A 25,090-nucleotide genomic window follows, 5' to 3' on the forward strand; every position below is an offset into this window, starting at 1 on the left:
TTTGCGCCAATGTACGAACTAAATCGCAAAGGCAAAAATTGACAGGTCAACGAGCTAGAAATTTGACTTTAAAATGGTAATGACTATGCCATGACAAGCCTAATGCTATTGAACAATTTGCATTTATATTCTTGATAATTGTTTATAAAGGTCGTCATAGTAAAGCACAACAAAATCTAGTTTGTTTCTACAAAACCCCCATAAACTTTTACTTTGAAAATGTCATAACACCCGCAAGCTATCCAAGTTTTGCTGCAAAGTATTTTCAGAAAAATAAGCCATAGCATCATGTAAATGGTTAGCCATACCCATTTGGTAATGTTCGTACATTTCGTTCGATACTGGGTTAGATAACACTTCATCGGTTAACTTCAAATACCCTTCAAAACCAATGCCTTTATAATTATCTGGATATAACTTCCTAAAAAAACCATTGATCATGATGTAATGGGCTTTTATGCTATTTTGAACAGGCAGTGAATCAATGGGCTGAGCTAATATTTTTATATAACTATCAACCCAAATATCAAATTGTTGTTGTTCAGTTTTGGCCTGATCATTGGTTAATTGCCCTAAGGCTGAGAGTTGCTCTTCTAAGCCTTCTTCTGCTAACCCTTGTTCTAGCATGGTATTCCAACGCTCAACTTTTACTTTAGGTAACTCACTAAAAAGTATTTCTAGATTCTTTTTGCCTTCGATCATATTCATTGTTTTCTGCAAACTTTTAATCATCAAACCGGTCGTTTTCTGCCTTGCCAATAACAGCTTATTTTGATCTTTTAGCGCTTGTAATTGATCAAAGTCCTTGGTGTGTAAAATATGTTGAATGTCAGCTAAAGCAAAGTCTAACTCACGGTAAATCACAATTTGTTGCAATAAAACTAAGTGTTTTTGGTTATATATTCGATACCCATTCTCACCTCGATTTGGTTTTAATAAGCCAATCAAATCATAATGATGTAAAGTACGCACACTAACACCTGCAATTTTACTCAGCTGGCTTACACTCAATTCTTTATCTGGTTTCAAAGCATTATTCCTTTTTTCATTTTCTAAAAACAAAACCTATCTTCCAGTATTACGCAACGTAAGGGTCAAGCCATTTATCTGGATCTGAGGGGTCAGGTTCGTTGAAACCAACTGAATTGAATAAATGGAGTTATCTATTACGCGTTTTGTACTGTCTAGAAGAGCCAAGCCTTAACCACATGGTGGTGATAGAGGGTCAAAAGTACTTAAGGCCTCAAAATTTAAGTGACTCTGGCTTTTCAACGAACCTGACCACGACGGTTTAAATGAGGCTAGTCAAATGTTTTTCGTCCTTGTTGATTTGCTTGTTAGGTGCTATTTGCTATCATTGTATTACTATGTATAACAAAGGCGATCGAAATGAAGACTGAAATGCTAAGCACGCGCATTGATCATGATACTAAACTGGCTTTTACACATGTTTGTGACGAGGTTGGTTTAAGCCCGTCGCAGGCAATAAAATTATTTGCTAAAGCTGTGATTAACTATGGTGGTATACCATTTGAGTTGCGCTCGAAAACTCCTAACCCTAAAACACTTGAGGCTATTCAAGAGCTAGAAAATGGAAATGGTAAAGTTGCTAACGATGTCAGCCAACTATTTCAAGAGTTGAGCGCCAATAAAATCTAAATGTATAAATTAGAGTACTCGACTCAATTCAAGAAGGACTTTAAGAAAATAATCAAGCTGGCAATACCTGATGTGATTGAAGTTGGTCACATTATTACGACTTTACAACAAGGTAAAACATTAACAGAAAAATACGTCGACCATGCGCTGACTGGAAATTGGTCGAACTATCGCGATTGCCACGTCAAACCAGATCTAGTTTTAATTTATAAAATTGAAAACAAGACTCTCAAACTAGCTAGAATTGGCACCCATAGTGAGTTATTTCGCTAGCACCAACGCTTCAATAAGAAGCAAAAAAAGATTGCTTATACTCTTAATCTTTTGACCGTCCCTTGCATCTATTTCGCCAATTATTTCACAGCAATAACCGCCCTGCCAAGCCACTGCCGCGTGCAACTTGTTGCGCCAAACTCAACTTCAATGCTTTAGCTTCTGCAAACAACATAAACTGCTTTTTTGCCCTTGTTAGGCCGGTGTATATTAACTCGCGATTTAACCCTCGGCCTTGGTGGTTGGTGGTTATGGGTGGTAAACACAAATACACTGATTCAAATTCTGAGCCTTGGCTTTTGTGAATGGTCATGGCGTATTGGGTGTCGTGGCTTGGTAGGCGACTTGGTAACAGCCCTCTGTATTCACCTTCTGGTGTGACAAACCAGACTTTGGTTAATGTTGAGTTATTGGGGTCGGCCATCACTATGCCTATATCGCCGTTAAATAACTTTAGTTGATGATCGTTTTTTGAAAGCATAATCGGCCTGCCGTGATAAAAATCTTTACTGTTATCAATCAGCCCTTGTCTATGCATTTCACTCTCAATCAATGCATTTAGCTGCAATACGCCCCAACATCCACTCTTTTGGGCACATAACACTTGTTGTTGCTCAAGATAGTTAAAGGCTTGAGCTAAGTCACCTTGTTTTACCGCTTGGTGATAGTTTTGGTAAATTGGCAGTAACTTTATGATCAAGGATGTCAGTATTTCGTTACTCACTCCTTGAGTTGAGGTTTGTGTGGGTTGATACCATGCAATATCTGAATATTGCTGGTTTTTAAACAAATTAGTACATGCTGGGTATTGCCCCATTTTAACTTGGGTGGCAAGTTGACCAATGCCACTATTCTCATCAAATCGATGACTTTTAATTAAACGCACTAGATTGTCTTGAATAACACATTGAGATGATTGAGCTGGCTGTTGCGAGTGCAGTGTTGTTGGCGATCCGATAGCTAATAACTGCGCTAAATGTTGCTGCATTTTATTGCTGTAATTATGCAATCCATTTTGTTGAAGTAACCAAGAGTCCAAATGCGTATATTGAGCGTCACTGACTGCGCAAATATCAGATAACACACTGCCTGTTTCAACCGAAGCCAGTTGGTCTTGATCCCCTAATAAGATGACTTGCGCATGATCAGGCAAAGCCGCAAACAATTTTGCCATTAGCGGCAAGTCCACCATTGAGGCTTCGTCTAACACTAGTACGTCAAGATGTAATGGATGCTCAGCATCGGCTTTAAAATAGGGGCTTTGCGACTTGGCACCTAATAATCGATGAACGGTTTGGCACTGCTCTGGTAAGTGCGTTTGTAATTCAGTAGGTAAGGATTGTTTAGCCTTGTTGATGGACTCGGTTAACCTAGCCGCTGCTTTTCCGGTTGGGGCAACCAATTGTATATTAAGGGGTTTTCTCTTAGTTACCGCTAGCCCTTGGAGCAGCGCCAATAGCTTTGTCACTGTGGTGGTTTTACCAGTACCTGGCCCACCAGTGATAAAACACAAGGATTGACTGGCGGCAATACACACAGCTACTTTTTGCCAGTCTAAAGTTTCATTTTCGCTATTTTCAAAGAGTTTATTGAGTATGGATTGGGTTGATAAAACATCTAGTTCGCGATTTTTACCCGCTTTTTCTCTAATGATAGCGGCAAGTTGTTGTTCATATTGCCAATAACGGTGCAAATAGAGCTTTCCACTTTGAAGCACTAATGGCTTGGCGATAATCGCTGTTGTTTCATTCATTGTATTGGGCACAACTGCAATACAATGGGCATTGCTTAGATAACTTTGCAGAATACCTAATTCAGGGAAAAAATAAGCTTCGGCAAAAGGTTGCCCTATTTTTTCTATATCTACACAGCTATGTTGTTCACCCGACTGGGCACTTACATAGGCGGCTAACATAGCAAAACAGTCTCTTTGTTGCAGCTCTAAGCTCAACTCTTCAGAATACACAAAGTCTGCAAAAGCCAAGTCAATTGCGCGAATTTTGGCCATTTGCTGCAGTTGTTGTAACGCATCATTTAAAGTGGGGGGATTTTTAAGTTGATTTAACATAGCCGCCCTACCATAAATCCATTTGAGATTTTTGTTGGCTTTGTTGTGGCGATGTCGCTAGTTGCTCTCCTGAAAACAACCTATCTAGAGCTTCAATCATTGATTTTTCTGGCAACATAAAATACACCCCATTACCCGGTTGTGCTTGGGTCATGCCTCGTAAAAACAAATAGTAAGCACCGCCGATGTGAGTATCATAGTCATAATTAGGCAGCTTTAGTGACAGCCAACGGTGTAATGCCAACGTGTATAAAATCGCCTGTAGATGATAATCGTGATCTGACATGGCTTGCTGCATCGATGCAAAGCGGTAGTGCTCGTAACCGTTGCCTAAATGGTTTGATTTATAATCTGCCACATAAAACTTGCCGTCAAATTCAAACATTAAGTCGATAAAACCTTTGATCATGCCGTTAAGTTGTTCAAACTGGTAATCTCGCTTATGTTGTTTAAAATATTGATTAATGATGTGATTAAAGTCTTTTACCTTTACGTGGTGCAAAGGCATGTGAAACTCCATCTCTACTTTAACGTGCTTGGCACTAAGTTCATTCAAACATAACTTTGCGTTTTCGCTTTCAGCAGCAAAAGGCGATAACAACACATCACTTAACCAGCTCTTCACACAATCATGCCAATCGTCACTTATACCAAACCATGTGGATTGCTGGGTTATGGCATCTGGCAACTGCTGCGGCTGCTGCAAATCAGTATTTTCTAACACCCCATGTAAAAACGATCCGGCATTGGCTCCACGCTCAAAACTAAAAGGACTTTGTTGCACTGTACCTGTAATTGCTTGCTCAGGGAGCTGCGCTTCGAATTCAATATTTGTAAGGTGATCTAGCCCTTCATCCTGCCCTGGAGCTGGCATATCCAAATGGGCTTGCTGGCTACTAATGGCCGAATAACTGGTTAAACGCCATTCACGATTGATAGGTGATTTCAGTTGTTTAGCTAAAAGTGTTTGTTGTTGTGGATCCACTTCAGGCGGACTGAGTTTGATTGCAGGTAAGGCTTCTGTGAAGCTTCGATACGACAGCTCACATTTTTCAGCAAGGGCTTGAATACGCTCTGCTATTTGTTGATCGGAGATTGAGTTTTGTAGACTTAGTTCAGGGCTGTCTTGGGTTTCCATTAACAAACTACCTAGCCCTGATAATGTAAAACCTGAGGATTTTTTACTTTTGCCTAACGTGATATTCCATACACCAATTGAGCAATAGTAAATGGCGCGAGTTACCGCAACGTATAATAATCGAATATCTTCAGCTAAACGCTCAAAGTCCGCTTTTTGTAGGTTGTGATCTGTGTCTAAAAAGTCTACTTCAAGTTGTTGTGAATCATTGTGATATAAAGCCTGCTGCGCGGAGCGGTAGCTGCTGGCGAAGGGAATAAATACCAATGGAAACTCTAAACCTTTGGAGGAATGTAGGGTAATAATTTGCACCAAATTAGCATCACTTTCTAAACGAATTTGTTGACTCTCGTTTTGGTGATCTGGCTCTACTATACAGTTTTCAAACCAATGAATAAGCTGAGTTTCGCCAACCAATTGCAAACTTTGCTGTTGTAGTAACTCGCTTAAATGCCGTAAGTCAGTGATCCGTCTTAAACCATCGGCTAAATGTTTAATCAACTGTTGTTCCACATCAAAATAATCGAGCACTTGGTTTATGGCTTTAATGACGCCGTATTTTTGCCAAGTTTGATGCCAGTAAAAACGCTGCTCTAACACGTCTTGCCAGCGGGATTCATCAGTAAATAATGTGTCTAGTTGTTGGGCAGTAAAGGTAAACAATTCGCTCATCAAGGCCGCTTTGAGTAACCTTTCATCAGTGGGGTGGCTTAGGGCTTTAAGCACTCGCAATAAATCAATAGCAACAGTTGTTGTAAATACGCTTTTTCTGGCTAAATAAACACTGGCTACGTTTACCTTTGCCAATGCATCTTTGATCAATTGGGCTTCTTTACGGTCGCGAACCAGCACACAAAAATCAGCCGCCGTTAGGGCACGGCCTTGAATTTGCGCTTGTTGATTTTGTGCTAACTGCAACCACTGAGAAATCTGATTAGCCGTGGCTTTCGCCAACTCAAGAGAGGCCACATTGGCAGAAATTGGCTGCCCTTGAGCGCTGGTGAGATGATTAAAATCTAAGCTTTTAATCGTTTCGCCTTTGATGCTTAACCCCGCTAATTCGCGCCCTGCTTTAACTGGGTAAAACGGAATACTATTTTCAAACATAAAGCCTTTTTTACTGCTCGCAAATAGCTGATTAATGACATGGATCAAGCTAGGCGCAGAACGCCAGTTGGTTGCTAGGGTAAAATGCCTTTGACAAGCTACCCAGTCTTTAGCCTTGATATAAGTGAATATGTCCGCACCTCGAAAGGCGTAAATGGCTTGTTTAGGGTCGCCAATCATTATCCAACAAGCTGCGGGATCACTCTCATGGCTGTGTTTCGTCTTTGAATAAATCCCTTTAAAGACTTCAAACTGTATTGGATCGGTATCTTGAAATTCATCGATTAAAGCAGCTGGATAGTTTTGCTTAATGATTTTAGCTAAAGAGCTAGCACCATCTGCATTTGTACCTGCAGCTTGATGACTTAACGCTTGCTGCAAAGCCACTAACAAATCATCGGGTGATAACAACTGCAACATTTGCTTTTGAGAGGCAAGATTGGCTGAGATTTCTTTAAGTCCATGGGCACTAACAGCGAGGATCACATTATTTTGGCATTGAGTGAATAACTGATGAAGTTGCTCAAACTGCGAAAAGTCAAGATGCGACAAATCCTCACTGCCCTTTTTTGCTGCCTTTACTATTTGTTCTGGGGAGAACAACAGCCAACCTTTGGCATCAAAATCAATTTGTAATCCATCACTTTTACATAAGGCTTGCATGGCTTGGAGTGTTGGCAATTTTGCCAGCTTAGCGTTGCCTTTTAGATTCGCTTTACTCAGTTGTTGGCTAACTTCATTAGATACCCACCACTTTTTGACTTTATTAAGGTAAGCCACATAACTATCTACACTTTTAATGGCGTCTTCAATGGTTATGGTTTGTTTGGATGTTGCATGTTGATTTAGAAAACGCTTTATATCTTTAAGTAAAACCTCGGGGGCAGCCCACTGATCTAACAACATCTGTAAGCTGTGCAAAGGCAAGGTAACAACATGTTTACGCCAATAGTCTTCAGACGCTAGTTTAAGCCACTGGGACTCATCTAGAATGAAATTTTGTTCATACATAGCGCCACTTTCAAAAGCATGTTCGGTAAGCGCTTTGTGACAAAATCCATGGATGGTATAAACCGCTGCTTCATCCATCTGCTTACTGGCCAGCGCCAGTCGTTGGCAATCTCGTTGAATATCATCACTTTGTGCAATGAGTTGCTGAATAAATTGATCTTGACTAGTACCTGCAAAAAAATCTAAATAGGCTTGGCGTAAACGTTGCCTAATACGCTCTTTTAACTCGCCCGTGGCCGCATTAGTAAAAGTCACCACTAATATTTGTTCAACATTTAATGGTGCACAACCATGGCCTAGCAGCAACCGAATATACAAGTTGACTATGGTGTAGGTTTTACCCGTACCGGCACTGGCTTCAATCAAAGAGGCGCCCGACAATGGAAATGTAAAAGTATCTAAAGGTTGCATCGCACTATGAGGATTCGTTGCAGTTTCGTTTTGGGTCAAACTCATGGTGCTTCACCTAGCTCTACTAAAGGCAAAAGTAATAACTCTGCTAGTTGCGAAAACTCAGTAAAGTGTTCGCTTAAATCTGGGCAAACTCTTTGAATATGAGCCTCGCTACCTTCCCCAAGGGCAAAATCATTGCCAACAAAGCTATTTAAGGTTTTATTCTCATCAAAGCTAGAAGCCCACTGCCACGCGGCATCGGGGTAAAAGTGCAACAGCTCGTTGGTACCGCGTAACCAACTATCCTTCCATATTTGCAAGTTTTGTATGGCAATAGACGATTCGATGACATTTAACGAATAAAGCTTATCCATGCTAACAAAATGAGCTTGATCCAACCCCGTTTTTGGAGGACAGGCACACAAAACCAGCCATTGTAGATACAGGGTTATGCGGTCTTTTGCTCTGAGTTTACCCGGTCGCCATAGCAGCAAATTTTGAGCATAAAGGTTATCTATGCGAGCAACGATTCGCATTTTGTTAATGGAAATGTCTACATCAACACTGTGCTTTTTATCCATAGATAAATGCAATTCTGCTAACTGTTTAACTAACTGATTACTGTTTTTCACTAGTGGTTCAAGCACAATTTCAGCGCTTTTACCTGTGGGTAATTTGCCTTCTGCTTTTAGTTTATTTAGCAATTCTGTTAAGTGGATTTCTCTATGGTTGAGTTCTTCAGGCTCGGCATCTAACCCTGAATGGGCAGCAAGAAAATGTTGGATCAATCTTTGGTTTAGCTGATATTTGTCTAGACCATTAAATGCAAATGGCTCTTCATCGGTATTTTGCTGCGCCAGTGGATAAAAACGGGTTTGCCAGCGCTGCATAAAAAACGCTTTGGCCGGATTGTGAAAAAATTCGATTAAGGTATCTAATTCAACTTGAGTGGTTTGCTCTTGAGAATGTGGTAATGGCTCTGAGCTAAAACTCAATTTCAAAGGCGGTTGCCTTAGTTGCTGAGCAATAGCTTGCTGCTTGTGATTAAAACTTAACAAATCGCTACTAGTTGTGGTTTCAAAATACCCTTGGTCAAAAGGTTGCAACTTATGATTTGTTGTTAAATGTGCCAATATATTTTGCTCGGTTTCTGTCACATTAGATTGCCATTGCCCTTCCAAACAAAAGCCTTGTTGGCAATATTCGATTAATTCACTGAGTAAAATGGATGGAGCTAACGGGCTATTGTCCTTTTGGCTAAAACCAATGTAACTAAAATACAATTGCTCTCGGGCAGATAATAACGCTTCTAAAAACAGGTAGCGGTCGTCTAACCTTCGCGAGCGATCACCCCGCTTAATCGGCGCAAGACGCATTAAGTCAAACCCCATTGGAACACTTTGACGTGGATAGTCGGTGTCGTTTATCCCCAATAAACACACCACTTTAAACGGAATACTGCGCATTGGCATCAAAGTGCAAAAATTCACATAGCCCGCTAAAAATCTTTGCCCTACCCCTTTTTCTTGAATATTTTGCTGTAGTTCACTAACAAACACATCTTGATCAATAGCAGCTGTAAATTGGTGACTATGCAGTAACATTTTTTCGAGGGTTTCTCGCAATATTTGCAAGTCGGTTTGTTCGCTCTCATCGGCATCGTACAATTCAGTGAGTAGCTCAAGGGCTTGGGTAACCTTTTGTGGAATATTCTGTGGCTGCTGGCAAAACGCCAACATTTTTATTAATAATCCTGTGAATTGATAACACTTTCCTAAGGCTACGGCTTGCTGCCCTTCTATGTCTGCATATGCCGAAATGTGTTCTTGGCTGCCTTTAAATAAAGTTTCGCTCGACATGGCATAACCGGCTAACAATCGCTGTAACCCAAACACCCAAGTATTTTGCTTTTCACTCGGTAAGTCCCAACGCTGTTTGTCTTGTTCATTCCAGCCCCAGCGCACACCAGCATCGGTTAACCAGTGTTGAATTAATTCAAATTCTTGAGGATCGATAGCAAACTTTCGCAAAATTGCTGGAACTTCTAGCAAAGACAAGACACTTGATAACGTCAGGCGACTTTGATGCAACTTCATCGCTTCTAAGAAGCTACTCAATAACGGTGATACTTGGCCAACATTACGATCTGATATGGCGTAAGGGATAGCCAATTTACTTGCTACAGCGCCAAATACGCCATCAATAAAAGGGGCGTAACTGGCAACGTCTGGCATCATCACAATCACGTCACCTGGATGCCAATTGGGGTTGTCGTTAAAACGCTGTAAAAGTTGGTCGTGTAATACCTCAAGCTCTCGCACCTTTGAATGGCATGCATGAACTTGTATAGAATTATCTGTTGGCTTTATATCAACTTTAGGGAATTGTTTGCCATTGCTAAGCAGTTCACTGGCATCTAATGGCTGATTGGTTGCTCTAAACTGTAATTGGTTTATATCGGTTTGAATATGATGCAATAAACATTGTGGCCTAGACTCAATAAAACAGTCTTGTGGCTGAAACTCAAATCCCAACAACATATCTTGATAATCTCTGCCTAATTTACCCCAAGAGGCCAACAATGGATTACCTACATCTAAAAATTCGACCCCACTGAGTTCATCTGCATTTAACGCCTTCAATTGCGCTTTGGCTTGGGTTTTTTCATCAACAATGTCGCCCCAATAGTGTTGACTGGGATTAAACCAAAAAATTAGAACATCCCGTGATTTTGACAAGGCGCTCAGCACTTCTAACTGCTGTAAAGGCATGGCGGAAATTCCAAACACCATAAGCGGCTTTCTAGCTTGTGAGTCGTTAGATGTATGTAAGGCTTCTAATAAGCTGTGATGCAAATTTGCCCGGTGAAAAGGTGATTCCTTTAAGTTTTTGCTAGCAGCAATTAAGGCGCGCCACAAAATGGGTTGCCACGGATGAGCATCAACAATATTCGTAGGATTAGTTTGCCTGTTAGTTTCTGTTGGCAAATCATTATGACCCGCCTCCCAATGTAAAATCCAGTCAGGGCGATACACCAAATATTGGTCATACACATCAGCGATTTTAGTGGCTAATTGATATAATTTTAACGGTTTGGAGCCCAGTAAATATTGCTCAATAGGTTTAAATTCAGGCTCCAATAACTTCAAAGGTAAAATCGACATCAACTTCCATGTCATATTGGCTTTAGTAAAGGCAGATTGGTCGGGCAAGTCTTGAATATGTTGTTGGTACAACTGCCAAATAAAACTAGAAGGTAATGGAAAATCGATATTGGCAGTAATGCCAAGGGATCCTGCAATTTGGATTTTAAGCCACTGCGACATACCTGGGCTTTGCACTAATATTTGCTCTGGTTCAAATATTGAGGCGCCCTTCCCTAGCGGTGTGTTTTGCTTTGCGGTTTCTTGCAAACAACTGACTAAACTTTCAGCTAAGCATTCCATTTTGTTTGACTGAACCAAATACAACATTTGATGATTTTTTCTTAAAGCCTGTTATTAAGACTTTTAGTCTATCAAAGTCTCAGATTTTAAATCTATTTTTCTGTTTAAAACCCTGCAATCGGCAGTTCAGATAATCTCAAGTTATTGCTAAGATACCGACAATTCGTGGACTTTAAGTCCAATACACCTCATTTTTACTTTTTGGAACACTTCATGAAAGTCATCTCTTTTAACATCAATGGTATCCGCGCTCGATTACATCAGTTACAAGCGTTAATCGACAAACATCAACCGGATATTATTGGCCTGCAAGAAATCAAAGTGCACAACGATCAATTCCCAATCGCCGATGTTGAAGCTATGGGTTACCAGGTGTATTTTCATGGACAAAAAGGCCATTACGGTGTGGCCATGATGTGTAAAAAGCCTGCTATTGCGGTGCAATATGGATTTCCTACAGACGATGAAGATGCACAAAAACGCATGATCATGGTGGATTACCTTATGGAAAACGGCGAAACCGTAAGGGTGTTAAATGGGTACTTTCCACAAGGTGAAAACCAAAATCATGAAACCAAATATCCTGCCAAGCGTAAATATTATGCTGATTTGATGGGCTATTTAAAGGAATTTCACACACCTGAAGATAATGTCATTGTGATGGGCGATGTGAATATTTCCCATACTGATTTAGATATAGGTATTGGTGAGCCGAACCGTAAACGTTGGTTGCAAACTAAAAAATGTAGCTTTTTACCCGAAGAGCGCGAATGGTTAAACACCCTAATTGACTGGGGCTTTACCGACGGATTTAGAGCCTTGCATCCAACGGAGTCTGAAAAATACAGTTGGTTTGACTATCGTTCTAAGGGGTTTATTGACAACCGAGGATTACGCATCGATCTAATTTTGGCCACAGCTAAACTACATACTTTGCTCAAAGAAGCCGACGTAGACTATGAATTACGTGGCATCGAAAAACCCTCTGATCATGCACCTATTTGGTCGGTGTTTGAATAAGGATAAGTAAAACCAGATACTCTAAGTATGGAACAATCTTGTTATTTTACTGATATACAAGCTTTGGCTGGACTGTTGAGTCTTGGCCTAGTTTATATCATCTTCAAAAAATTGGTTTTTGCGACTTTACTGTCAGACAAAAAATGTCAGCACTTGGTTTTTGGCAGCTCTGTCGCTGTGTGTGTACTTTGGATATTTCGAACCGGCATCTACCAAGGGCTAAATGTACATTTTTTATGGTTGTCTGCCTTACCTTTGTTATTAGGGTTTCGTTGGGCCGTTTTTAGCGCAACGCTTGCATTGCTGGGCCTTACCTTACTAGGCATTGAACACTTCAATATGCTAGGCGTAAACTTTCTATTGGGGGTTCTTGCCCCCATTGCGTTAACATATGGCATGTATAGTCTGACCTTTCATAAATTACCTAGGCACCTCTTTATATATATCTTTCTTTGCGCCTTTATTCCTGGTGCATTAACTATAGGCCTAAAGATGCTAGCTTTTAGTGGCTACTTTTGGCTAGATGGCATCTATAGTTGGCAAATAATTGAAAACAATTATTTGGTATTAACCACTTTAATGTTTTTCCCAGAAGCCATGTTTAATGGCATGACTATTACCTTGTTGATTATTTATAAGCCCGAATGGGTATATACCTTTTACGATAAATTGTACTTAGATAATCAATAGACACTAAGGAGTTTGCTAGAGAGTATGTTGTGGAAATAGAATTTATTATTCAACTTAGTTTACTAGGCGTCGTTGTTGGTTTTGCCGCGGGTCTACTGGGTGTGGGCGGTGGTGTTATTTTAGTGCCTATGCTCACTAGTATGTTTTTGTCGGCTAATATTGTGCCTAGCCATGCGGTGCATTTAGCCCTTGGAACCTCTATGGCGTGTATCATCACCACTACTTTTTCCAGTGCTTTTAGTCACTATAAAAATCACAATGTCGATTGGCCTCATGTTAAAGCTATGGTGCCTTTTATTGTGATTGGCGCTCTTTGTATCTCATTTTTGATCCCGATTATAAACACAACCTTTCTGGCAGTGTTTTTTTCGTTGTTTATAACCAGTCTTGCAATAAAGCTGTTTGTTAACCAAGCACCATCCACTTCTAAATTACCCAATAGGTTGCCACCGCAATTAGCGGGGTTAGGCATTGGCAGCATCTCAACTTTAGTCGCTATTGGCGGCGCAGCATTTACCGTGCCTTATTTATTGAGTAGAAGGTTAGCACTTAGAACGGCCATAGGTAGCGCCGCTACTATTGGTTTTCCTATTGCCATTGCAGGCACTATTGGCTATGGCATAAATGGTCAGATAAGCCCCTTAGAGCTAGCTAACAATGACAATATCATTGGTTTTATTCATATTCCTAGCGTCATAATTATTTCAGCATCCGGCTTTTTTATGGCCCCCATAGGGGTGAAGATGTCGAATAAACTGCCCATTGCCATACTTAAAAAGATATTCGCGATATTATTAGTGTGTTTAAGCGTAAAAATGTTGATGAATGTAGTCTTATAAGTGCCTAAAGATAGTACATAACATCAACATTATTTCTTTCTTAAATGCTCTTGAGCAAATTATCTTTAATATTCTGGAACAAAGTGCAAACCGGCATCGCCGCCTACCACCATATTTAAGCTGGCTTCATGTAAGTTAAAAAATCGAATTTGCTCTAGGGTAGAAAAATAGCTTTGTTCTTGCATCATCAAGTTTTCTGGCGCATCACATGCCATATCGGTACTGATCAGATTTGAAATAGTGATGCTACGCCCCTTGTCGCTTATGACAAAATCTGCGCTGTAGCTGTTGCACCCACCCATTCCTGTGATTTGCATATTAATCATATCGATGGACATAGTAAGTATGCTGTTTTCAATAACTGGTAGAGGACCCGCAATGCTATCAAAAGATTCTAAACGCCAAGTGACATCATCCAGTGCCGATTGTGTGTCTTTAATTTCAAAATTGGACAAATTGACATGCAAGCCTCCGTCAACAGCAATTTGCTCGAGATCTATTTGTGTTGTTTCTGGATAACCGTATTCTTTGTTGTAAATTACATTAATTGAAATGCCATCGCTTATGGCTTGTTCGATTAACACAAACAAGTTATCAACCGTTTGGATTTCTGCTCGTATTTCTTTTGATATCGCCTCATCAGAATTGATATCTACTGCCGACAGGACTGAATTATCTAGTACGTTAACTTGCATCGGAGCTGCTGCTTCATCTACACATTCACAAGAGCGTTGACTTTGGATTGAATAGTGTTGTGCTGCTTGACTATTCCAGATGGCTTTGGCACTTAGTAAGGCAGCAAGCTCATTACTAGCAGGCGCTGGTTCTGGTAATTCAGCTTGGGTACTACTAAGAACAAAATGCAAACCCGCATCTCCACCTACCACCATATTCATGCTCGTTTTGTCGAAACTAAAAAACTGCACTTGTGCTAATGTTGCTAAGTAGTTTTGTTCCTGCTCCATGATGTTCTCGGGTTCGCTACATGCCATTTCAGTACTAGTAACATTTGATATTGTTAGATTGTTATTGGACTTATCCAACACAAAGTCTGCGCTGTAATGATTGCATCCCGCTACGCCTTTTACTTGCATAGTGCCCATATCAAAAGACAGTGAGATATAAGTATTATCAATAATAGGTTGAGGGCCGGCGATACTATCGAATGACGCTAAAGACCAAGTAACATCTTCAAGCTCTAATAATGAGTCCTTAACTTGCAAATCCGACATAGTAATATGCAAGCCACCATCCACCGCAAGCTGTTCAAGATCGAGTTTTGCTGTTTCTGGATAACCAAATTCTTCGTTGTAAATAACTTCAATCAACACACCGTCTGAGATGGCATTTTCAATCGCCGTAAATAAGGCATCTACAGTCTTAATCTCTTGCTGTATATCTTTAGAAATGGCCTCATCGGTATTAACATTAATTGCTGAGAGCACTTCATTGTCATATACACTGACTTGCATTAGAGTCGTTACCTCATCTAAACATTCACAAGAGCGTCGGCTTTGAATGGAATAGAACTGTTTTGGAGTGCTTTGCCATAATGCTTTGGCGCTTTGCAGCGATGCCAAGTCTGATGGTTCATTATTATTGCTTACATCTTCAGAACTATTGCATCCTGAAATCACGACTAAAGCAAAAAACGCCACAGCCACTAAAAACACTTTATTTGATACAGTTTCTAAATTGATCATTGGTACTACCCTGTTTAATTTAATATTTTGAACAATATTACGTCAGCGAAATTAAATATTTGTAATCATTTGTAATTCTAAAGTAACAGTTTGATCTATTCACTTCATTAGTCGACTCACCAAAAATCCTACTTTATAGACCATAGAGGTTTAAGACTGTATACAATAAGTTACAGTAACTCCCCTAGAACAGTGTTAATAAAAGGCGAGACAAGACAACAAAATTGAGCGAAGATCCACCTAAGCTCATTCGTTAAATAATTCTAAGTGAGCGCATTTTATGCGTTATATCAGCACATCAAAATAGGTACAAACATGTTTAAAAAGCTATTTATTGATCATCCCGAGTCAGTCAACGAAACCTACACACAACACTTTAGTGTGGCCATGAGCTTTTCTATGAAGCTATTTAAAGCGGCGTTTGCCAGCCTAATTCATGCATTTATCCCAGGTTTTTGTGTAAAAACAGGAAGCAAAGCTATCACTGATTTACATCATAAAATGGTCACTTTTAGAGTTAAAAATAATCCTGAAGCCAGTACAAATAAAGCATTTGAAGAATCGATTGAATATATGATCTAGATTGGCCGAATTTCTAGCGACAATATTCAAAATATTTTCTACCTTCTTTACCAACTGCATGTGAGTTTATTTTATGTGGATGTTTGATGTCACGCCAAGCATCCACCCGCTTACCTCTATTCAGATGGGGAAATGTATTAGTATCAGATTGGGGCAATGCTAAAAAACTCTGCAACTGAGACAAACTATTGGCTTGTGTAATATCAATACTCAAACAATCATCTCGCCCATTAAAGTAATCTATTACACCTTGTTCGTGACGCCTGTAACAATTCACTAAATGCGCTTTATTAAGAGGATCATCAACTGCGTCTAAGTGAAAGCTGTTGTTAAAACTGCGCTTTAGTATGGGATTAACGTAGTTTTCACCCTGAAGGCTAGGTAGCATCTTATTCAAAAGCATCTGTATTGATGGTAACCAATGCTCTAGTTTTCGCTGTAAATACACAAATTTTGACTGGGGGAATAGCCCATCAAGTTGTGGATAATCACTAAAACAAGGGCAGTCTGATATAACATCGGCCAACTCAAAGGAGCGTTTGGTATAAGCGGTATGTGACACCGTGAAATGTTCCAGTAAGGCTACACTTATGCTGGTTGTACCCGTTCTAGGTAACCCTATAATGAAAAGTTTATTCATTGCATTGACAGTTTGTAGATACCTGTAATTTACTCAAGTGGCTGTATTACTTCAGGCTGAAGTTGGAGTACAAAACCACCATTCTTATGCATAGTTAGAGCAACATAGTCGTTGTTGTTGACAGATATAGTGCGCACTTTTAAGGTATTGGGTGTATCACCTTGTTCGATGATTTTAGCGAGGTAAGTCCCCTCTCCCAAAAAGCCTAAAGACAATTTATCACTTCGCTTTTTCTGCCCTGAATGGATACCACCAATATACCAATCATTATTGTGCCGGCGAGCAAACACGCCATGACTATCAGGGTGGCCACTTAATAACAAAGTTTCATCCCAAGCCGTGGGTACAGTAGACATAAACTCTTTTACAAAAGGATAGTGTGTGAATATTAATGGGTAACCTTGCTCGGGAGTATCAGATTTGTCAGCAAAATGTTGCATTGCCGATTCAAATACAACGCTTAGCGCCAATGAATGAGCGTAACTAATTTCTTGTTTTTCATATGCGGCTTGAAATACTACTGGGGTGTAATCCATCGGGCCGACTACATTACGCGTAAAGGCGTAGTAGAGGTTTTGTTGTGCTGTGGGGCCTTTTAAAGGGGAAAACTGATAAAATTCTGCGCCGCGTACCGCTTCCATGGTCATCATATTTGGAAAGGTTCTACGCCATCCTCGCGGCATTGTCGAGCCGTGAAAATTAACCATTAACTCAAATTCAGCTGCGTCTGTTAATAAGTCCACATATTGCTGCATCATCCACTGTTTATCGGTATGCCAAAAATCCACTTTTACGCCTTTGACACCCCACTCTTTAATTTTGGCAAACTCACGGCGCCGTTTTGATTGGGTGTGCAGCACTTCTCGCGGTTGCTCGGTCACGCGATTATTCTTACCACCTGAGTTGTACCACAGTAAAATATTGACGTTTTTGCCCGCAGCATAAGCGACCAGTTCACGAATAGGCTTTTCGGGTTGAGAATCGTTCCACATATTCCAATTAGCATCGACTAATACATAAGGCCAGCTTAACGCGGCAGCAGCGTCAACATAACGTTTTTGTTTTGCTAAATCGCCTGTGGTGGTGTCATCCCACCAATCCCATGCTACTGCCCCTGGCTTCACCCAAACAGGAAGTTTCTCATTGAATATGGCATCGAGAGGATCGCTTAAATCGGTAATAAGGGTGGAAGCAACGATAGTATCGAGCGGTCCGGCAATAATAACCCGCCAAGGTGTGGCCAACGGTAACCTCGCTACTGCGTTTGTTGCCCCCTGTGCCAGGCCTTCTTCAGGGTGAGGAAACTCAATATTGTATTCTAACCCCTTTGGCTTACCGGCTAGGTGAGTGCCCGGATAATTGCCATCCATATTTGCTTCGGCCAGCAAAATGTAATGTTGCTCCGATTGAAATAAGGCGGGCATAGCCCAGCCGTCACTTCCAAGCATTTGCCAACCAATTGGTTCTAACATGGGGTTTATCCATGATCCTAAAGTGCTGCGTCCTTCGCCCTCGTCACCCGCTTTAGCCTTAAAATAGTTATATTCGTATGCAGGGCCATGAATACTCGGCTCTTGATAGCCTTGAAGCCACGCATCCTGCCCCTTATCCAAAGCGAACCCACTCTCTTCTGAGGAGACCACAACAATATTGTCTAGTTTGGCTTGTTTAGCAATTTGATATTGAAAAGCCAATCCGTCTGCTTGCAAATGAAACAGCACTGTCATCTCAATGGCATGTTTATTAATAAGATTAACTTGCAATCGTTGAGCATCAACATCAACTTTCGATTGTTTACCATGCATTAACGGATATTGCTGTTGGTAATCAAAGGTTGTCGCATTAACCAAAGACAGCTGTCGTGACATGTTTTGATCTTCAAGGATTAATCCCAAAGGTGACCATTGCAACAGCGCTTGTTTTCCTTGGGTTAAACGATAGCTTAAACGGCCAGCACTTGCGTCAAAGCGAATATCAGCGACTAACATGCTCTGCTCATTTTTGAGCTGCCATTGCTGATCTTGGCTCGCAAAACTACTCACACAACAAAATGCTAATAGCACTAAAAAGCCTATATTTTTCATATCACAGCATCACTCTCAATTTACACCACAGACTTTTATTGTTGCCAAGGTACTAACCAAAATCCATATTGATAGGTACCAGGCTTAATTCTATATGAGGGCGCAGCCATGGCATTTTTACCCCATCCTGTGTCACCACCTACACCACGCTGTATTAAGTCTATGTTGAGGATATTCGACTCAGCTCTTTGCAGACGATGAGGATGGCGTTTACTTGCCACTTCATGCATTTTGTACGGAGAAATACTAAACTCTATAGCTTGTTTCGCCACAACTTTAAGCCCTACATCTTGATTGCTTTTTGACACATTAGTTGGCGTGACACTAAACCATCGCGTATCAGTACGGTTACTGCTAGCTTGTGGCTTAACATAATGGACATAAAACTCATCTAAGTGCATGTTATACTGGCCAATATCAGCAGCCTTGTTACGATCAATATAGTTCTCAAATGGCCCGCGGCCATACCAACTGATATTATCTAAGCTTTGAGCAATACTGGTTTGCAGCCCAACTTTAAACAACTCGCTTGAGTTTGGAAGGTGTTGTAAGTCTAGTTGCATATTGATTTCAATGACACCATCACTATTGATAGTGTAATCAAGCCGCCCAGTCACATCCCTGTGAGGAAGATGAAACTCACTCACAATTTTGATTTTTGTATCACTTTGCTCGCTAATATTTACCCTTAACTGATCGCGATTTTCATAGGCATGTTTCCACGGTAATAAATGCTCTGAATTGGTTCCCAGTGCGTTATCGTTGTCGGTACCAGCTCGCCAAAAATTAGGTTGAATAGCGCCATCTATCAATACTGTATTGCCTTGAGTATATTGCTCAATCAAGCCATTCTGACGATTAATTTTCACTGAAAAATTTCGGTTTGAAACAGTAATATCATCGGCAAATTGTTTTAATGTCAGTGCTGCTTTTTTAAAGCCAACAGGTTGTTTTGAGCTTTGCTGTTGCAATAAAAATTGCTCGCTGGCTACTTGATGTCCTGCATCTGCCCAGCGAGTCGACTGGGTTAAATGCGCACCTACATTTAGCAATATCTCACCACTAGGTAAAGCTGGCAAATTGAGATCAAATTGCTCTGACCCCATTGATTTATTTCCGTTTGCTATTACTTTGCCGTCTTGCAGCAATTCCCATCGTAATTGGTAGTCGCTAAGGTCTTTAAATAAATAATTATTTGTAACCGACAATTTAGCGTTTTCGTAGCTAAAATCTATCCATTGATGGACTTTTTTAACCTCATACATGGCTGGTTTAGGTGTCCGATTAGGATACACCACACCATTGTTATTGAAATTTCCATCATGTGCTATATCAGCAGGCTCATAATCACCTCCGTAAGCCCAAAATTTCTGCCCCTCTTCGGTTTTAGCTAAAGCTTGATCGGCCCAATCCCAAATAAAGCCACCTTGTAAATTAGGATAGCGTTTAAACACTTGCCAATAATCATCGAAACCACCGGTACTGTTACCCATCGCGTGAGCATATTCTATTAAAATCAACGGCTTATCATTTTGTGGCGTGTTACCCCAAGTATCAATATATCGACCTGCGTCCACCTCAGCACCTTTAGTTAAGAAGTCCATGGTGGTCATTACCCCAAAAGATTTTTCATCTACGGGATGTTTAGGTAATTCAGCTTCATCTTTATCGCTGTAAGTGGCATACATAGGCACAATAACATCGCTAATTTCTGGCATTTCTTCACTGATTATTGGGCGTGTGCTATCTATGGCTAAAGCCGCTTCTTTCATGGCTACAAAGTTTGAGCCTCGCCCTGCTTCGTTACCTACCGACCACATTATAATGGATGGATGATTGCGGTCGCGCAGCACCATATTGGTCATTCTATCCACCGATGCATCGCGCCAAGCTGGGTCGCTTGCTGGCAAGCTTTCCCGTAGCCCATGAGTTTCTAAGTTCGCTTCATCAACTAGATAGATACCGTACTCATTACACAACTGATACCAGTATGGGTGATTGGGGTAATGGGAAGTGCGTACAGCATTAAAGTTAAATTGTTTGAGTAACTTTATGTCCTGTAACATGCTTTGCCGTGTAACTGCTTGGCCTACCTCTGGAGCCATTTCGTGACGATTAACACCTTTAAGATAAATGGCTTTACCATTTACTAACAACTGCCCGCCTGTAATCTCTACCTCTCTAAAACCCACTTGCTGCGAAACACCGTCAAGCCAATTACCGGCCTCATCACGAAGTACAATGGCCAATTGATATAAATGCGGGGTATCGGCACTCCAGAGTTTTGGTGACATTACTGTGACAGACATATCAGCCTGTACCTCAGGCTTTGCTGCAGCAGCTATTCGCTTTTTAGCCAACAATGTCGCTTTTTCATATTCGTGGCCTTGCAGATAGACTTCTACATCAACATTTTGGTTGGCAACTGATTTTCCTTTAAGCCAGCTGCTGACATTAAGCTGAGCATTTTGATAGTGACTGTCCAAATCTGTGGTTATAGCAAAGTCATTGATATGCAATGGCGCCTTAGCGATTAGCTCTACGTCTCTAAAAATCCCGCTTAAACGCCACATATCTTGAAGTTCTAAATAACTACCATCTGACCAACGGTATACTTCGACCGCTAAGGTGTTTTCACCCCCTTGTAAGTATTGTGAAATATCAAATTCAGCGGCGGTAAAACTATCTTGGCTGTACCCAACCTTGTGCCCATTTATCCACAAATAAAATGCACTTTTTACCCCTGCGAACTGAATATACACATTTCGACCTTGCCAATTTTCAGGTAGAGCAAAGGTTTTACGATAACTGCCTACAGGATTGTAATCTTTGCGAACGTAAGGAGGATTTGTGCCGCTTAAGAAGGTCACATAAGGCGGAAAACCATGAAACGTCTGACTACTCATACGCCCTACTTTCGCCCAAGGGACATGGGTATTAGCGTAAAGCGGTATGCCATAGCCCTGTATTTCCCAATTACTAGGTACAGTGATGAAATCCCAAGCTGTATCGTCATAATCGGGTTGATAAAAATCAACCGGCCGCTCATCAGGTGCCTGCACCCAATTAAAACGCCAACGGCCGTTCAAAGACTGTATAAAAGGTGATGAGTCCTTATCTGCACTGATTGCCGCAGATAAACTTTGATAAGGGACAGCAGTAGCGCGAGCCGCTTCTTTATTTTGACGAAACACCCGTGAGTCTTCCCATTCATGATACTCACCCGCTGACGGCGATTGAAATTCTATCCACGCCATTTTTGCGGCCAGTACTCCAGCAATCACCAATAAAAGTATCAGTACGCCAATAAAACCACGCTTCAACCAAATCAATATTTTAGCCATAATGAATGTACTCGCCTAATAATTTTCCCAATGATATTACCTAAGTCTAAAAAACTCTTGTTACTTAGGTAATTTTATCTACTTATATTACGAGTGTTGATGCACTTATGTTTCCCCAGCCCTCTGGCATATATTCTAAGTGGCAAAGCGTTACATTCGGTTACTAGCATAAGCTATTTAAAGTCAATAATTATTAGAAATGGTATTACTTTTCAAATACAGTTGAGGTGCGTATAGTGCTAACATTATTTTTATACTAACTACATAATGGAGTGGTTACTTGACCATTGTTGCGACTAAGCCTGCGAATGAACTTCAGCGTTTACAAGCTTTATGCTCACTCAATATCCTAAATACTGAGCCCGAAGAACGCTTTGATAGGTTAACCCGTTTAACGCAGCATGTTTTTAATGTGCCCTATGTGTTTGTATCGCTAATAGATGAAGACCGTCAATGGTTTAAGTCAAAAACCAACTTTACAGGTAGTGAAACTCCGCGCGATATATCGTTTTGTGCACATACTATTCTTGAAGACAAAGTGATGGTAATTGAGGACGCAACTCAAAGCGCCATATTCATAGAAAACCCTTTAGTTACCGGGGATTTGAACATACGATTTTATGCCGGCGCGCCGCTCATTATTGAAGGTGATTGCGCCATTGGTACCTTATGTATACTCGATACCAAACCTAGAAAAGTCACAAAACAAGAGCTTAACGCTCTTCAGGATTTAGCTAAAATTGTTGTATCTGAGCTCACCACAGAAGAAATTAATCAAAAATCACTACAATTAATTGAATCCCAACAAGAATTGCAACAAAAAACCCAACAGCTAAAAGAAAATGAAAGCCTACATAGGGTTAGAAATCAAATTCTAGAACTCATTGTCCAGTCCAAGCCTCTCAATCCAATTTTGCATAAAATCGTCAGAAGCGTAGAGCAAGAATATCCGGGCATGTTGTGTAGCATCTTATTGCTTGATGACACCAAGCAACACTTAACCTTAGGTGCTGCGCCTTCGCTACCGGATTTTTACAATGAAGCCATTGAAGGAATAGAAGTTGGTGAAGGTGTGGGATCATGCGGAACGGCAGCTTTTTCTGGAAAACGCGTAGTAGCAGAAGACTTAGCGACTCATCCTTATTGGGTCAATTACAAAGAGTTAACGACTAAGGCAAACTTAGGCTCGTGCTGGTCAGAACCAATCATTAACTCCGAAGGTAGTGTTATTGGTACATTTGGCATATATCACCAAAAAGCTACAATCCCCAATAAAAACGACCTACTGCGTATTGAACAGTTTGCTTATTTGGCGAGTATCTCCATCGAACGACAAAGTACCAATGAACTTATATGGCAACAGGCCAACTTTGATGATTTAACCGGTTTACCGAATCGCAATATGATGGCTGAGCATGTCAAAATGGCCATCAATACGGCAAACCGTAATCACAGTAAAGTGGCCATTGCATTTTTAGATTTAGACAATTTTAAGGATATTAACGACTCTCTAGGCCACAGTGTAGGCGATGACTTATTGATTTCATGTGGCGAGAGAATAAAGTCATCCATTCGCTCCTATGATACGGTCGCGCGCTTAGGCGGTGATGAATTTGTTGTTGTGATCAATGATATTACCGATCTTCACGGTATTGATCGACTCGTTCAAGGCATGCTCAAAACCTTAACAGAGCCTTACAAATTACAAAATGAAGTAGTTCATTGTAGTGCTAGTATTGGCATTACCATCTACCCAAATGACGCCCAAGATATTGATGACTTGCTTAAAAATGCCGATCAAGCCATGTATAGTGCAAAAAATTTAGGGCGCAATAACTTCCAGTATTACACTCAAAGTATGCGAGATGAAGCAACTAAACGATTGCAACTCATCAGTGATTTACGCCAAGCTATTGATAAAGAAGAATTATTTTTGGTTTACCAACCCATAGTCGACTTGCATACTGGTGTGATTCATAAGGCAGAAGCACTACTTCGTTGGGAGCACCCGGTTCGTGGATTAGTTGGACCTTTAGATTTTATCCCGTTAGCTGAAGAAACCGGCATGATTATCGATATCAGCAATTGGGTTTTCCACCAAGTTATCAGCAAAGTTAAAAGCTGGCGAAACAATTACTGCCCTAATCTGCAAATTAGTATCAACACTTCGCCCTCACATTATACGGACACTGAAAATAGTATTACTCAGTGGTTAAATTGGCTACTAGAAAGCAAAACCCCCCCTCAGGCGATCTTATTAGAAATTACAGAACACCTGTTAATGGACTCTCACGAAAGTGTTTCAAACAAGTTGTTTCAATTTTGCCAAGCTGGTGTCGAAATTGCGCTAGATGATTTTGGTACAGGTTACTCTTCTATTTCGTATTTGAAGAAATACCCAACGAACTACCTTAAGATGGACAAGAGTTTTGTTCAATCAATACACGACAATGGTAACGATTTAATGTTGTGTGAAGCCATTATCACAATGGCGAAAAAGCTTAATATCAAAGTGATTGCCGAAGGTATAGAAACCAAAGAACAACAGAAAATATTGCAGAAATTGGGTTGTGAATATGGTCAAGGTTATTTATTTGCTCGGCCTCTTCCAATCTTAGAATTTGAAGCTTTACTAAAAGGTCAACACGATGGGAATTAGCCTAGTTCGTTGTTAGATTGCACTGCCTCTTCTTTTCATACATCAATTAAAAGCTAACGGTTTTTACATCAGCATTTTCTGACACCTATGTCTGGGTTCTTTGCAGATTCGCCACGTACGTATGATTGACTAATTTGAAGGAAGTAGTTCAGTTAAGAGGAGTCAATTCCGTCTGAGAAAGTTAAGTAATTTCGTCATCAATTAGCTTTTTACAAAGATTTATCATCACCCATGTTAATTACTCATACCAACCCCCAATCTGCTCCGCAAGTCCCCGTATGTAAAGTATCAGCACCAAAAGGCTTATTTTAGGGGCAAATGGCAGGGATGCCATTAGAGTGGAAGTTGGAGGGAATCATTTGAAACGCCCCTAAAATTAAGCCTTTTGGTGCGGTTAAGAACTTAGGAGCTCGCGACACTTTTTGTTTACTTTT

15 protein-coding genes are annotated in these 25,090 nt (G+C 40.6%); 7 read left to right on the plus strand and 8 right to left on the minus strand.

Features of this window, described 5'->3' with window-relative positions:
* Window positions 1–222: 222 nt before the first annotated feature.
* Window positions 223–1,029, minus strand: coding sequence for a MerR family transcriptional regulator (locus Q0688_RS07135; RefSeq protein ID WP_299074583.1), 807 nt, complete (start codon window positions 1,027–1,029; stop codon window positions 223–225).
* Window positions 1,030–1,389: 360 nt separating this feature from the next.
* Here Q0688_RS07135 and Q0688_RS07140 point away from each other — a divergent pair, with 360 nt between their 5' ends.
* Window positions 1,390–1,659 carry a type II toxin-antitoxin system RelB/DinJ family antitoxin gene (locus tag Q0688_RS07140; protein ID WP_299074585.1) on the plus strand — a complete coding sequence of 90 codons (270 nt, stop codon included), beginning with the start codon at window positions 1,390–1,392 and terminating at the stop codon, window positions 1,657–1,659.
* The gene (locus tag Q0688_RS07145) at window positions 1,660–1,932 is read left to right on the plus strand and encodes a type II toxin-antitoxin system YafQ family toxin (RefSeq protein WP_299074587.1); all 273 of its coding nucleotides are present in this window, start codon (window positions 1,660–1,662) and stop codon (window positions 1,930–1,932) included.
* A gap of 85 nt (window positions 1,933–2,017) precedes the next feature.
* Here the strand turns inward: Q0688_RS07145 and recD are convergent, their stop codons facing one another.
* The 3 genes from recD to recC are packed head-to-tail and all read right to left on the minus strand — an operon-like array spanning window position 2,018 to window position 11,122.
* Complete coding sequence (gene recD, locus Q0688_RS07150; RefSeq protein WP_299074590.1) at window positions 2,018–4,000, minus strand: exodeoxyribonuclease V subunit alpha; 1,983 nt, start codon at window positions 3,998–4,000, stop codon at window positions 2,018–2,020.
* A gap of 7 nt (window positions 4,001–4,007) precedes the next feature.
* Complete coding sequence (gene recB, locus Q0688_RS07155) at window positions 4,008–7,712, minus strand: exodeoxyribonuclease V subunit beta (RefSeq protein WP_299074592.1); 3,705 nt, start codon at window positions 7,710–7,712, stop codon at window positions 4,008–4,010.
* Window positions 7,709–11,122 (minus strand): exodeoxyribonuclease V subunit gamma, encoded by a 3,414-nt coding sequence (recC, locus tag Q0688_RS07160; RefSeq protein ID WP_299074594.1) that lies wholly within the window; start codon window positions 11,120–11,122, stop codon window positions 7,709–7,711. Before recC ends, recB begins: the two co-directional genes overlap by 4 nt.
* Window positions 11,123–11,308: 186 nt before the next feature.
* Between recC and xthA the strand changes: the two genes are divergently transcribed.
* Genes xthA through Q0688_RS07175 form a run of 3 tightly spaced genes read left to right on the plus strand, consistent with a single transcriptional unit; the run spans window position 11,309 to window position 13,644 of the window.
* On the plus strand, window positions 11,309–12,115 hold the full coding sequence (gene xthA, locus Q0688_RS07165) for an exodeoxyribonuclease III (RefSeq protein ID WP_299074596.1): 807 nt from the start codon (window positions 11,309–11,311) through the stop codon (window positions 12,113–12,115).
* A gap of 27 nt (window positions 12,116–12,142) precedes the next feature.
* Complete coding sequence (locus Q0688_RS07170; RefSeq protein WP_299074598.1) at window positions 12,143–12,805, plus strand: energy-coupling factor ABC transporter permease; 663 nt, start codon at window positions 12,143–12,145, stop codon at window positions 12,803–12,805.
* A 29-nt stretch (window positions 12,806–12,834) separates the two neighbouring features.
* Window positions 12,835–13,644, plus strand: a complete 810-nt coding sequence (locus Q0688_RS07175) for a sulfite exporter TauE/SafE family protein (RefSeq protein WP_299074600.1) — start codon at window positions 12,835–12,837, stop codon at window positions 13,642–13,644.
* Between the two features lie 65 nt (window positions 13,645–13,709).
* Here the strand turns inward: Q0688_RS07175 and Q0688_RS07180 are convergent, their stop codons facing one another.
* Window positions 13,710–15,347 carry a DUF6174 domain-containing protein gene (locus Q0688_RS07180; protein ID WP_299074602.1) on the minus strand — a complete coding sequence of 546 codons (1,638 nt, stop codon included), beginning with the start codon at window positions 15,345–15,347 and terminating at the stop codon, window positions 13,710–13,712.
* Between the two features lie 315 nt (window positions 15,348–15,662).
* On the opposite strand from Q0688_RS07180, the gene Q0688_RS07185 reads away from it, so the two are divergent.
* Window positions 15,663–15,929, plus strand: a complete 267-nt coding sequence (locus Q0688_RS07185) for a DUF6356 family protein (protein ID WP_299074604.1) — start codon at window positions 15,663–15,665, stop codon at window positions 15,927–15,929.
* Between the two features lie 13 nt (window positions 15,930–15,942).
* Here the strand turns inward: Q0688_RS07185 and Q0688_RS07190 are convergent, their stop codons facing one another.
* From Q0688_RS07190 to Q0688_RS07200, 3 genes are read right to left on the minus strand one after another with little or no spacing between them, the layout of a single operon-like run.
* Window positions 15,943–16,569: a sulfotransferase gene (locus tag Q0688_RS07190; protein ID WP_299074606.1), complete on the minus strand. Its 627-nt coding sequence runs from the start codon at window positions 16,567–16,569 to the stop codon at window positions 15,943–15,945.
* A gap of 29 nt (window positions 16,570–16,598) precedes the next feature.
* Complete coding sequence (locus tag Q0688_RS07195) at window positions 16,599–18,653, minus strand: glycoside hydrolase family 97 protein (RefSeq protein ID WP_299074608.1); 2,055 nt, start codon at window positions 18,651–18,653, stop codon at window positions 16,599–16,601.
* A 35-nt stretch (window positions 18,654–18,688) separates the two neighbouring features.
* Window positions 18,689–21,997, minus strand: a complete 3,309-nt coding sequence (locus Q0688_RS07200) for a glycoside hydrolase family 2 TIM barrel-domain containing protein (protein ID WP_299074610.1) — start codon at window positions 21,995–21,997, stop codon at window positions 18,689–18,691.
* A 280-nt stretch (window positions 21,998–22,277) separates the two neighbouring features.
* Here Q0688_RS07200 and Q0688_RS07205 point away from each other — a divergent pair, with 280 nt between their 5' ends.
* Window positions 22,278–24,656 (plus strand): EAL domain-containing protein, encoded by a 2,379-nt coding sequence (locus tag Q0688_RS07205; RefSeq protein ID WP_299074612.1) that lies wholly within the window; start codon window positions 22,278–22,280, stop codon window positions 24,654–24,656.
* The last annotated feature ends 434 nt before the right edge of the window (window positions 24,657–25,090 follow it).

The organism is uncultured Paraglaciecola sp., assembly GCF_937123705.1.
Classification (GTDB): domain Bacteria; phylum Pseudomonadota; class Gammaproteobacteria; order Enterobacterales; family Alteromonadaceae; genus Paraglaciecola.